Consider the following 10,318-nt stretch of genomic DNA (forward strand, 5'->3'; position numbering starts at 1 on the left):
CTGCCAGGCGTGCACGCATCAGCGGCCAGGCGTGCGACCCCCGTGACTCGCCACGCCCTTGTCATGGTTGCCCCGGCTGTACGGGTCAGCCCTGGGCGTGAGGCTCGCCGGCACCCGGGGGAGTGGCGGGCCTGGGCGCGTCGGCGGGCGGGGCGGTGGTGCCGCGGGAGAGGGTCTCCCCCTGGATCACGCGAGGCGCCGCCTGCTCACCGACCGTGTTCTGCTCCTCCTCCATCGCCCTGTTCTCCGCCTTGAGGATGCGCGCCGACTTGCCCGCGGAGCGGGCCAGGTCGGGGAGCTTCTTCGCGGCGAGGACCGCTATGACGACGATCAGGATGAGCGCGAGCTCGCTCAGTCCGAACACTTCGGTTCCCTGCCTTCCGCTGCCGAGGTCCCGGATCCCTCGGACGTTGACGCCGAAGTCGGACGTGATTCCGGCCAGGCGGAAGCGTACCCCCGGCCCGACCCCGAGGAACCGACCTGACCGGTGCCGGATCGCGGCTGCCCGAGTGTTCCGCTGCCGCGAGGGGTAGGAGAGGGCATGTCCGTCGATTGTCGAGTCTTGGCAGGTGAAAGAGCATGGCCGGTCTGCTGAACCGCATCAAGGCGTTCGGGCGCAGCCCCGAGGGACGCCGTCTGATCGCTCAGGGCAAGCGGATGGCGTCCGACCCGAGGACGAGGAGCGAGGCCAAGCGGCTCTTCAGCAGGCTGCGCAAGAGGCCGCCGCACTGAGCAGGGCACATCGCACCGAGCCGAAGCATGACGTGCCGCGGAAACCGGCCGCTTACCCGAACAGGGCGGCGGGCCGGTCCTCGTCGTGGTGCTTGGCGGCGTTCGCCCAGGCTTCGTCGGTGACGCCGCCGGCCGCGTCGGCGATGCGGGTGCCCTGCTCGGTCAGCTCCAGGGCGGCGCCCTCGGCGTCGGTGAACACCAAGCGCGTCCCTCACAACCCCCGCAGCGCGTCGATGACCGGTGCGAACACCTCCATGTTCGGCTCCAGCACGGTCAGATACGAGAACCCGTAGCGCTCCCGCTGGGCGCGCACCTGGGCCACGATCTCCTCCAGCGTCCCCACCAGCACGATCGGCAGATCGAGGACCTGCTGCTCGGTGAGGTGCGGGATATGGGGCAGCCACTCCTGAATCGCGGCGCTCCGGTCGTCCGTGACCACGATCACCTGGAGGAGCAGATTCAGCTCGGCCGGTTCCTTCCGTCCGGCTGCCAGCTCCCGGTACAGCGCGACCCGCTCGTCCAGCTCCTCCGCCGTGATCGGGGCCAGCATGCCGCCGTCCACGGTCCGGGCGCCGGTGAACGCCGCGATGTCCGCGTGTTCGGCGGTGAGCCGCAGCATCCGGTCGCCGTTGGCGCCGATCAGCAGTGGTACCCGGGGCCGCTGTACGGGACGGGGCTCGTGCTCCTCGGAGTCGAGCAGCCGCTCCATCTCCTCGACCGTGTGCCGCAGATGGTCCACACGCTCCCTCGGCGAGCCCCAGGGGAGACCGGCGCTCCGGTGCTCCGCCTCCACATATCCGGTGCCGAGCCCCAGTTCGAGGCGGCCGTTCGTCAGCGCGTCCGTGGTGGCCACCTCCCGGGCCAGCAGCGCCGGGTTCCAGAAGCCCGCGTTCAGCACGAACGTGCCCAACCGTGGGCGCTCGGTCGCCTCGGCCGCCGCGACCAGGGCCGGGAACGGCGCCGGCATGCCGAGGTGGTCGGGGACCAGGATCACGTCGTACCCGAGATCTTCGGCCCTGCGGCACTTCGCGCGCCACTCCTCGGCAGTCGTGGACTGGAGCAGGTTGACTCCGAAGCGGAACGGACGCGGCATGAACTCTCCTCACCTTGAAGGGACTTGAGTGCGCCAGGCGAGTACATCACTCGTGCGCGATGGCTGCCAGTACGTTCATCCGCGACGCGCGCAGCGCGGGCAGCAGCGCCGCCACGATGCCCACGACCGCCGACCCCACGACCACCGCGACGACCGTGCCCCAGGGGATCGCCAGGGCCTTCATGCCCTGCAGCGCCAGCACCTGCTGGACGCACACGCCCCAGACCAGCCCCAGTGCGAGCCCCAGGACCGCGCCGAACACGGCGATCACCACGGACTCCAGCCGGATCATCCGCCGCAGCTGCCGGCGGGCGAGCCCGATGGCGCGCAGCAGCCCGATCTCCCGGGTGCGCTCCACCACCGACAGGGCCAGGGTGTTGACCACGCCGAGCACGGCGATGACGATCGCGAGCCCGAGCAGCGCGTACACCAGATAGAGCAGTACGGCGATCTGGCCCCGGACCAGCTCCTTGTAGTCGGCCTGGTCGCGGACCTGCACCTGCGGGTACGGGTCGAGGGACGCCTCCAGGCGTGAGCGGAGCTGGTCGGGGCCGGTGCCGGCGGCGGCGTTGACGTACAGCGCCGAGTCCTGGCCGTCCGGTACGTACTTCTCGACGGTGCCGAAGCCGAAGTACAGCCCGCCCTGCATGCCGAAGCCGTCGGAGGTCCCCTGGTCGGTGAGCGCGGCGACCTTCAGCTCGGTCTTCCGCCCGGCCTGGAACTCCACGGGGATCGTGCTGCCGATCGTCACGTCGTGGTCCCTGGCGAAGTCCACGTCCATGGCAATGGCGCCGTCCGCGAGGGCGGCGGCGGTGTCGCCCCTGGCGTAGGTGACGTTGGCGACCTCGTCGAGCCTCGGGTCGTAGGCGGCGGCCGTCGTCTTGATCCGGTCGCCGTCCGGCAGCCGTACCGCGACCGGCGCGAACCGCTGCCGTACGACCAGCCCGGCCCCGTCCGTGTCGCGCACCTTGTCGGTGACCTCCTGCGGGAACGGCATGAAGTTCTGGTTCTGGACGACGAAGTCGGCGCCCAGCGTCCGGTCGATCTCCTGGTCGAACGACTTGGTCATCGACGCGCTCGCCACGGACATACCGCCGACCAGCGCGAGCCCCACCATCAGCGCGGCCGCGGTGGCGCCCGTACGGCGCGGATTGCGCAGGGCGTTGCGCTGGCTCATCCGGCCGATCGTGCCGAACAGGGCGGGGAAGGCTCCGCCCAGCACCCGGATCACCGGCCGTACCAGCAGCGGTCCCGCGATCACGGTCGCGATGAGCGTCAGGACCACGCCGAGGCCCAGCAGCGACGCCGCCGACCCAGTGTCCGTGGACACGGCGCACCCCACGAGCGCGGCGGCACCGGCCGCCCCGACGACCGAGCCGACCACCGCGCGCACCCTCAGCGGCCGCCCCACCCCGGCGATCTCGGCGTCCGCGAGCGCCGCCATCGGCGACACGGCCGCCGCGCGCCGCGCCGGGAGATACGCCGCGACGAAGGTGACGCCGACCCCGACGACGTACGACGAGACCGGAGTGGCCACGCCGATGACGATCTCCGTGGACTTGAGGTTCATCCCGAAGGCGCTCATGAGCGCGATCAGTCCGAAGGCGAGCCCGATGCCCGCGGCGAGGCCCAGGGTCGAGCCGACCAGGCCCAGCAGCGTCGCCTCGACGAGGACCGACCGGCGCACCTGCCGCCGGTCGGCGCCGAGCGCGCGCAACAGGCCCAGTTCGCGGGTGCGCTGGGCGATGAGCATCGAGAAGGTGTTGACGATCAGGAAGATGCCGACGAGGACGGCGATCCCGGCGAAGCCGAGCATGACGTACTTGACGACGTCGAGGAATCCGCCCAGGTCGGCCGCCGCCGACTCGGCCTGCTCGTCGGCGGTCTGGTACTCGTACGCGTTCCGCCCGAGCTCGTCGGCGATGCGCTGCTTGACCACGGCGTCGCTGACGCCGGGCGCGGTGGTGACCGAGATACCGGTGGCGGCGTCGGACGAGCCGAGCAGTTCGGTCTGTGCGGTGGGGGTGTCGAGGAAGAGCAGCGCGGCACCGGGGTTGGTGGTGGTGAAGGTGGCGATCCCGACGACCTCGACCTTGAAGGAGCCCGGCTGGGCGAGCACCGTCAGGGTGTCGCCGATCTTCACGCTCTTGTTCTTCGCGGTGTCCGCGTCGAGGAGCGCCTGGCCGGGTCCCTCCGGCGCGTGCCCGGACGTCAGCTTCACCGGGCTGCGGTCGGTGACGTACCAGTTGGTGACTATGGTGGGGGCGCCCGTCGTCGGGCCGACCGACTCGTTGTCGCTGTCGACGACCGTGACGCCCTCCACGGACGCGTCCACATGGGTGTCCGCGACGCCGTCGACGCGGGCGACACGCTCCGCGAGCGACGCGGGCACGGTCGGGGTCGCCCCCGACGGGATCTGCGAGTCGAGGTCCTCCCTCGGAGTCACGGTCACATCGGCCGACGTGGAGGCGAACAGCCGGTCGAAGGTGCGCGAGACCGTGTCCGAGAAGATCAGGCTGCCCGCGACGAACGCCACGGACAGGACCACGGCCAGCGCGGAGAGCAGCAGTCTGCCCTTGTGCGCGAGAAAGTTCCGGAGCGTCGCCTTGAGCACGGCCTCAGTCCTTGTCGGGGGACTCGGGGGACTCTTCGGACTCTTCGGGGGACCGTCCGGAAGATGTGCCGGGCGCCGGGCCGGAAGCCGTGCCGGGGGCGGGACCGGGAGACGCGTCGGCGGGTGCGTCCCCGCCGTCGAACACCGCCCGGACCGTGTCGAAGCGCTTCATGCGCTCCAGCACCGCCTCCGCGGTCGGACGCTCCATCTCGTCCACGATGCGCCCGTCCGCGAGGAAGAGCACGAGGTCGGAGTGGGCGGCGGCGCCGGGGTCGTGGGTGACCATCACGACGGTCTGGCCGAGGTTGTCGACCGCCTGGCGCAGGAAGCCGAGCACCTCCAGGCCGGCCCGGGAGTCGAGGTTGCCGGTCGGCTCGTCCGCGAAGATCAGCTCGGGGCGGGAGACGAGCGCGCGGGCGCAGGCCACGCGCTGCTGCTGGCCGCCGGACAGCTGTGAGGGGCGGTGCTTGAGGCGGGCGCGCAGCCCGAGGGTGTCGATGACCTCGTTCAGCCACGCCTGGTCGGGCCTCTGGCCCGCGATGTCCATGGGGAGCGTGATGTTCTCGGCCGCGGTCAGGGTCGGGATCAGGTTGAACGACTGGAACATGAACCCGATCCGGTCCCGCCGCAGCCGGGTCAGCTCCCGCTCCTTCAGCCCGGTGATCTCGGTCTCGCCGAGCCACACCTGACCGGCCGAGACGGTGTCGAGCCCCGCAAGGCAGTGCATCAACGTGGACTTGCCCGAGCCGGACGGTCCCATGACGGCGGTGAAACGGCCGCGCGCGATGTCCACGTCCACCGAGTCGAGGGCGAGCACGGTCGTCTCGCCGGAGCCGTACGCCTTCGTCAGGCCGCGGGCGCGGGCGGCGATCCCGTCGGCCTCCGCTCGGCCGGGGGCGTGCTCCGGAGCAGCTGTGGGCAAGGCGGCCTCCTTGGTCGGACCAGGTCGAATCCGATGTCTCCCGGGGACGGACTCCGGTGTCCCCGGCCGAGCCTAGTGTGATCAAGGGCACACCCGATATCCCCCAGAAGTCCGAGGTGCCCTCCATCGCAGGTCGGGTCCCTGATGTGCATGTAAGGGGCACTCAATCGGATCTCGGTCGGCACGGCCGGACGAGCCCGGACCTCCCCGGCCTCTTGCCCTGCTAGCACTCCGGCGCTAGCTTCGAGGTATGGCCAAGACCCAGCTGAACGTACGGGTGGACGAGGACACGGCCCGCGCCGCCCGCGAGCGAGCCCTGGAGCGCGGGATGAGCGTGAACCGCTACATCGAAGAACTGGTGAGACAGGACACCGGCGAGGTGGGGCACACCTTCGTGGAGGCCGCCGCCGACTTCATGAAGCAGTACGAGACCGTCTTCGCCGAGGAGTTCGGCGAGGAACACGAGGGCCGCCGAGGGCAGCACTGATCCCTTGAGCAATCTCAGCATCGACCTCGCCTGGCTCCTGATGGTCGCCGAACAGAAGACGCCCGGAGACCCCCAGGTCACCGACTGGGGCGCCCTCGTCGCGGCGGTCGCCCGGCACCAGGCCGAGATCTTCGACATCCCCGTCTACGACACCCCGCACGCCCGCGCCGCCGCACTGCTCCAACTCCTGCTGCACGTCCCGGCACTGGAGCGCTCCAACGCGCTGTTCGCCTCCGCGGTCGCGTACGCCTACCTGGTGGCCAGCGGCGTGAAGGTCACCACCTCGCCCGTACAGGTACGGGAACTGGCCAGACTCGTGAAGAGCGGCGAGGCGACGGTGAGCGACATCGCGGGCGAGCTGCGCAGGTGGAGCCTGTGAGGCCGCGCTCGAAAGGGGTACGGGCAACTGCGCGACCAGCCACAACGGGCCCGCGGCCGTGAGGGATGCCTCAGCCGCGAGGGATGCCTCAGCCGCCCCCTTCGTCGAGTTCGGGCCGCCGGGCCGCACCGAGCACGCAGTACGAGGTAGGCACCCGCGGCCCCTTCTCCGGCACGATCACACTCCGGTACGGCCCGACCTCGAACCCGGCGGAGCGCATCTCACCGATCGGGTCCCGTGCCGTGTGGCAGCCTCCGAACAGCAGTGGCCACACCGTGCGGTCCAGCACGCTCTGGGCCGCCGTCATCGCGCGCCCGCCGCCCCTGCCGTGCTCGAAGAACCGCAGCTCACCGCCGGGCCGCAGCACACGCCGTACCTCCGCGAGCGTCCGCCGCACATCCCGCACGCTGCAGAGCACGAGCGACAGCACGGCCGCGTCGAAGGCCTCGCTCTTGACCGGCAGCGCCTCCGCGGCGCCCGGTACGACATCGACCGGGACACCGGCGCGCAGGGCCGAGTCGACCGCCAGCCGGCGCAGCAGCCGCTCCGGCTCGATCGCCACGACCTCGGAGACGGTGGCCGGGTAGTGCGGGAAGTTCAGTCCGTTCCCCGCGCCGATCTCGATGACCCGCCCGGACAGTCCGGCGAGCAGCTCGGCGCGGTAGCGGCCCACCTGCCCTTCGGCCGCCACGCTGAAGCGGGCGTAGAACCGGGCGAAGAGGGGGTGGTGCACGGCGTCCTTCGTGGCGCGGGCCATGGCGGACCTCCCGGAGAGGGCGGCAGTTACCGCGATTCTCCCCAGAGTGGGCCCTGCTCACCCGCCGCCCGCCCGCCGGGCGCACCCGTGCTGCCGGGCCCGGCGGAAGGATGGCCGGGCCCGGCAGCACGGGCGGGACGGGTGCGTCAGGCGATGAAGTTCCGCACCTGCTGGTACACCCCGTAGTCGTTGTTCATGTCCTGGTGCGAGATACAGCCGACCTCGACGTTCGTCGCCCCGCTCAGGATCGCGGTGGTGTCCGGGGTGAGCGCGTCGTCGCAGTTCGACCAGTAACTGGCGTACGACACGCTGCCCGGAGTCTCGTCACCGGAGTTGAGCGAGCTCAGGAACGAGCTGCCCGTGTACATCTCGGCACAGGACGTGTAGAGCCACCGGCACCACCCGGCGACGGTCGTCCCGTGGTTCGTTCCGGCGGTGGAGACGAAGTCGTCGACGTACGTCGTCCCGCCGAGGTTCTTGAGGTAGTAGCGGGAGCTGAGCGCGCCCATCGAGTGGACGACCAGGTCGACCTTCGACGCGCCGGTCCGCGCGAGCACGTTCTGGATCTCGGTGCGCAGCTGCGCCGCCGTCGTGGCGTTGGACTTCGACCAGTCGTACGAAACGGCGTACACCTCCGAGGACGTGTAGCCGTCCGCCTGGAAGTAGCCGCGCCACTCGTCCCAGCTGCTCGACGAACTGCTGAGCCCGTGGACGAAGACGACGGGATTGTGGGTCGCGGCCCGAGCGGGAGCGGAAAGGGTCAGCGACAGAAGGAGAGTTGAGGCCGTGGCCGCGAGGGCCGTGGCGATGCGACGCATGCGGCGCTGCATGTTGCCTCCTGGTACGGGTGGGGTTGCCTGGAGTGTCAGGTGGGGTCTACGCGCGCCGCATCGGTGAAATCGCCGGTCTTTACCTGTCGGTTAACTCGGAAGTAACGTGATGAGCGTGGTGACTCCGGTGAACCCCCCACAACTTCCGCATCGCTTGCCACCGCCCCCCACCCGCGCGTGGCCGAGCCTCGACGCCCCGCTGCCCGAGGGCGTGCGCGCGGACGCCCCGCTGTCCGAGGGCGTCCGTGTCCGCGTGCTGCGTGCCGCCCATGGCGACCCGCGCGCCGCCGCTGCACTCGCCTCGGTGCTGACCGAGCGCCAGTTGACCGGCCTCGACCCGCTCCCGGCCGAACCCGCCGCGCTCGCGCCCGCGCTGTTGCACGCCCACCGCGGGGAGGTCCGGGCCCTGCCCGACGACACCCGGCTCCTGCTGCTGCTCGCCGCCGCCGACCAGTACCCGGTCCCGTCACACGCCTTCCTGCGCGCCGTGACCGCCGCCCGGCTCGACACCCGGCATCTCGACGCCGCCGAGGCCGCGGGGCTCGCCCACACCACGCCCGGCGGGATCGTCTTCCGGGACGCGTGGATCCGCGGCGCCGCGTACGAGACCGCGTCCGCCGCCGACCGCCGTGCCGCCCACCAACTCCTCGCCCGCGTTCTGCGCGGCGAGAGCGAGGGCCCCCGCCGCTCCTGGCACCGCGGCGCCGCCGCCCTCGGCCCCAGCCGCCGGCTCGCGGCCGAACTCCGCCAGGCGGCACGGGACGCGCGCGGCTCCGGCGAACCCGCCCTGGCCTGCGCCCTCGCCGAACGCGCCGCCGTGCTCTCGCCCGACCCGGCGGAGCGCACCCGGCTCCTCGTCCGTGCCGCCGCCGACGCCTGGCGGGCGGGGGACGGCGACCGCGCCCGCCGGCTCACGGCCCCCACCGGTGACGACGCCCTCGGCGGGCTGCTCGCCCTCCGCGCGGGGAACGCGGCCGAGGCATTCGACGCGCTGCTCACGGCGACGGTCGCGCACGCCACCGTCGCCCGAGCGAGCGAGGACCCGTCAGGTACAGGCCGGTACACGGGTGACGGACACTCCGGCGCCGCCGTGCATCTGCTGGCACGTGCCACCGAAGCCGCCGTCTACACGGGCGATCTGCGCCGCTGCCGTGAGGCCGCCGCCGTCGCCGACCGGTTCGGCATCGTGCCGCCCGGCACGCTGGGCGGGCTGGCCGCCGCGTTCGAGGGCCGGTACGACGACGCGCGCGAGGCACTGGAATTCGCCGCCGGCCGCTGCGGGACCGGCGGCGACCCCACCCTGCTGATCCACGCCGGGATCGCGGCGCTGCTCCTCGGCGACCACACGCGGGCCGCCGCCGCCACCGTGCGGGCCGCCGCCTCCGCCCGGGGAAGGGGCGAGGCGGTCACCGTCCCGCAGGCCATGGAGTTCCGCGTGTACGCCGACTTCTGGACCGGGCGCCCACGGGCCGCCGAGGCCGGTGCGGTAGAGGCGCTGCGGCAGGCGTACGCCACCGGTCAGGACAACGGAGCCTGTCATCTCCAGGCCGCCCTCGCGATGTTCGCCGCCATCACCGGCGACGAGGAGGTCTGCCGCGAGCGTGCCGAGGCCGCCCGCTCGTACGCCCTGGCGCGCGGACTCGGACTCCCCGCCGCCCTGGCCATGTTCGCGCTCGCCGTCCTGGACCTCGGCGCCGGCCGCTACGCTGCCTCCGCCGCCCGGCTGCGTGCCCTCGCCGGGTTCGGCCCCGGGCACGGCCACCGCGCCATCCGCCATATCGCCACCCCGCACTACGTCGAGGCCGCCGTCCGTACCGGCGACACCCGCGTGGCCCGCGCCGCGCACGCCGACTACGACCACTGGGCCCGCACCGTCCGCAGCCCCGACGACCTCGCCCTCAGCGCCCGTTGCCGTGCCCTGCTCGCCACGGGAGAGGAGGCCGTCGAGCACTACCGCACGGCCCTCGACCTGCATGCCTCCGGCACCCGCGACTTCGAACGCGCCCGGACGGAACTGCTGTTCGGGGCCGCGCTCCGCAGGCTGCGCCACCGCACCCAGGCCCGCGACCGCCTCCACAGCGCCCTGGAGGCCTTTGAGCACTTCGGCTCCGCACACTGCGCCACCCAGGCCCGGGCCGAACTCCGCGCCCTCGGCGAACGCGACCCCTCCCCGCGCGGGCCCGAGAACCTCGCCGCCCGTCTCACGGCCCAGCAGCTGATGGTGGCCCGTATGGCGGCCGAGGGCGCCACCAACCGTGAGATCGCCGCCCGACTTCTGCTCAGCCCACGGACCATCGACCACCATCTGCGGGGGGTCTTCACCCGGTTGGGGATCCGGTCACGGATCGAGCTGGTGCGGCTGCTGGGGGACGGCGACGACTGAGCTGTGGGGGTGGTTGTACTCGCCCCCGCCGCCCCTACCCTTCCCGTCCCTGGGGGCTGCAGCCCCCAGACCCCCGCCGTCGGCCTGAACGGCCTCGTCCCCAAGCGCCGGACGGGTGGAG

10 protein-coding genes and 1 pseudogene are annotated in these 10,318 nt (G+C 72.3%); 4 read left to right on the forward strand and 7 right to left on the reverse strand.

The window, feature by feature from the left end; translation table 11 throughout:
- Positions 1-85: 85 nt before the first annotated feature.
- A complete protein-coding gene (locus tag FNH04_RS15255; protein WP_322723099.1) occupies positions 86-364 on the reverse strand; it encodes a twin-arginine translocase TatA/TatE family subunit in 279 nt (92 codons plus the stop codon).
- A gap of 215 nt (positions 365-579) precedes the next feature.
- On the opposite strand from FNH04_RS15255, the gene FNH04_RS46535 reads away from it, so the two are divergent.
- Positions 580-732 (forward strand): hypothetical protein, encoded by a 153-nt coding sequence (locus FNH04_RS46535; protein ID WP_194236687.1) that lies wholly within the window; start codon positions 580-582, stop codon positions 730-732.
- 61 nt (positions 733-793) lie between these two features.
- Here FNH04_RS46535 and FNH04_RS15260 read toward each other — a convergent pair.
- The 4 genes and pseudogenes from FNH04_RS15260 to FNH04_RS15275 form a co-directional block, all read right to left on the reverse strand.
- A pseudogene (locus FNH04_RS15260) lies at positions 794-931 on the reverse strand (carboxymuconolactone decarboxylase family protein); the annotation flags it as partial.
- Positions 932-943: 12 nt separating this feature from the next.
- On the reverse strand, positions 944-1,825 hold the full coding sequence (locus FNH04_RS15265; RefSeq protein ID WP_152784464.1) for an LLM class F420-dependent oxidoreductase: 882 nt from the start codon (positions 1,823-1,825) through the stop codon (positions 944-946).
- A 46-nt stretch (positions 1,826-1,871) separates the two neighbouring features.
- Entirely contained in the window at positions 1,872-4,439 is a 2,568-nt protein-coding gene (locus FNH04_RS15270) for an ABC transporter permease (protein WP_322723100.1), read from the reverse strand.
- Between the two features lie 4 nt (positions 4,440-4,443).
- Entirely contained in the window at positions 4,444-5,361 is a 918-nt protein-coding gene (locus FNH04_RS15275; RefSeq protein ID WP_152784466.1) for an ABC transporter ATP-binding protein, read from the reverse strand.
- Between the two features lie 250 nt (positions 5,362-5,611).
- On the opposite strand from FNH04_RS15275, the gene FNH04_RS15280 reads away from it, so the two are divergent.
- Both FNH04_RS15280 and FNH04_RS15285 read left to right on the forward strand, forming a co-directional pair.
- On the forward strand, positions 5,612-5,848 hold the full coding sequence (locus FNH04_RS15280; protein ID WP_152784468.1) for a toxin-antitoxin system HicB family antitoxin: 237 nt from the start codon (positions 5,612-5,614) through the stop codon (positions 5,846-5,848).
- Between the two features lie 4 nt (positions 5,849-5,852).
- The gene (locus tag FNH04_RS15285; RefSeq protein ID WP_152784470.1) at positions 5,853-6,227 is read left to right on the forward strand and encodes a fic family toxin-antitoxin system, toxin component; all 375 of its coding nucleotides are present in this window, start codon (positions 5,853-5,855) and stop codon (positions 6,225-6,227) included.
- 88 nt (positions 6,228-6,315) lie between these two features.
- Here FNH04_RS15285 and FNH04_RS15290 read toward each other — a convergent pair whose 3' ends face one another.
- Positions 6,316-6,984 carry a class I SAM-dependent methyltransferase gene (locus FNH04_RS15290; RefSeq protein WP_152784472.1) on the reverse strand — a complete coding sequence of 223 codons (669 nt, stop codon included), beginning with the start codon at positions 6,982-6,984 and terminating at the stop codon, positions 6,316-6,318.
- Positions 6,985-7,130: 146 nt separating this feature from the next.
- A complete protein-coding gene (locus tag FNH04_RS15295) occupies positions 7,131-7,814 on the reverse strand; it encodes an esterase/lipase family protein (protein ID WP_152784474.1) in 684 nt (227 codons plus the stop codon).
- A gap of 109 nt (positions 7,815-7,923) precedes the next feature.
- Between FNH04_RS15295 and FNH04_RS15300 the strand changes: the two genes are divergently transcribed.
- Positions 7,924-10,197 carry a helix-turn-helix domain-containing protein gene (locus FNH04_RS15300; protein WP_152784476.1) on the forward strand — a complete coding sequence of 758 codons (2,274 nt, stop codon included), beginning with the start codon at positions 7,924-7,926 and terminating at the stop codon, positions 10,195-10,197.
- Positions 10,198-10,318 lie beyond the last annotated feature (121 nt).

The organism is Streptomyces phyllanthi, assembly GCF_009377205.1.
Classification (GTDB): Bacteria; Actinomycetota; Actinomycetes; order Streptomycetales; family Streptomycetaceae; genus Streptomyces; species Streptomyces phyllanthi.

Bases quoted from the DNA above. Each gene is read 5' to 3' on its own strand.
- FNH04_RS46535 (WP_194236687.1), top strand. From the start codon at position 580: ATGGCCGGTCTGCTGAACCGCATCAAGGCGTTCGGGCGCAGCCCCGAG.
- FNH04_RS15265 (WP_152784464.1), bottom strand. From the start codon at position 1,825: ATGCCGCGTCCGTTCCGCTTCGGAGTCAACCTGCTCCAGTCCACGACT.
- FNH04_RS15280 (WP_152784468.1), top strand. From the start codon at position 5,612: ATGGCCAAGACCCAGCTGAACGTACGGGTGGACGAGGACACGGCCCGC.
- FNH04_RS15290 (WP_152784472.1), bottom strand. From the start codon at position 6,984: ATGGCCCGCGCCACGAAGGACGCCGTGCACCACCCCCTCTTCGCCCGG.
- FNH04_RS15295 (WP_152784474.1), bottom strand. From the start codon at position 7,814: ATGCAGCGCCGCATGCGTCGCATCGCCACGGCCCTCGCGGCCACGGCC.
- FNH04_RS15300 (WP_152784476.1), top strand. From the start codon at position 7,924: ATGAGCGTGGTGACTCCGGTGAACCCCCCACAACTTCCGCATCGCTTG.